1 pseudogene is annotated in these 828 nt (G+C 45.5%); it reads left to right on the forward strand.

The features are described 5' to 3' along the window. Nucleotides 1–64: 64 nt before the first annotated feature. Nucleotides 65–818, forward strand: a pseudogene (locus DESPIG_RS13435) (IS5 family transposase). Nucleotides 819–828: the final 10 nt, after the last annotated feature.

Genomic DNA, 828 nt, shown 5'->3' on the forward strand with positions numbered 1-828 from the left:
TAGGGTCAGGACTCATTATTTCCATACGCTTCAAAAAAGAGTAGGTATGGAGACGGAGGTTACCATGTCTACTCTTTTTTATCTTTCATCTGCTCAAATGGATACCATCCGCCCTTTCTTTCCTCGCTCCAGAGGTGTTCCCAGAGTTGATGACCAAAAAATTCTCAGTGGAATTATCTATGTTCTCAAGTTTGGCCTTCAATGGAAAGATGCTCCAAAAGAATACGGCCCCTATAAGACTCTTTATAACCGGTTTGTCAGATGGAGCAAAATGGGTGTCTTTGAAAAGATTTTTACGGCTCTTGCTGAAAATTCCCAGGACACACTCTTCTCATGATTGACGCTACTCATCTGAAAGCTCACAGGACAGCCGCAAGTCTGAGAAAAAAAGGGCTTCTTCCCGATGTATCGGACGAACAAAGGGAGGATTGAACACCAAATTGCATGCGGTCTGTGATGCCCTGGGGCGTCCTATTCGGACATTGCTGACAGCTGGCCCTGTCAGTGATTACGCTGGTGCGGCATACTTGCTGCCCGGTTTACCTTCAGCTTCAGCTCTTCTTGCCGACAGGGGCTATGATGCGTCATGATTCGCAAGCATTTGAAAAGCCAGAACTGCACGCCCTGCATTCCAGCTCGAAAAAAATACAAGAAGTCAGGATAATTACGACAAAAAGCTGTATTGTCAGCGTCACAAGATAGAGAATATGTTTGCTCGATTGAAAGACTGGCGCCGCATAGCCATGCGCTATGATCGCTGTGCCCATACATTCCTTTCGGCAATCCATATTGCTGCCATTGTCATTTTTTACCTTTAATGAGTCCTGA

The sequence above is a fragment of the Desulfovibrio piger ATCC 29098 genome (assembly GCF_000156375.1).
GTDB lineage: Bacteria > Desulfobacterota > Desulfovibrionia > Desulfovibrionales > Desulfovibrionaceae > Desulfovibrio > Desulfovibrio piger.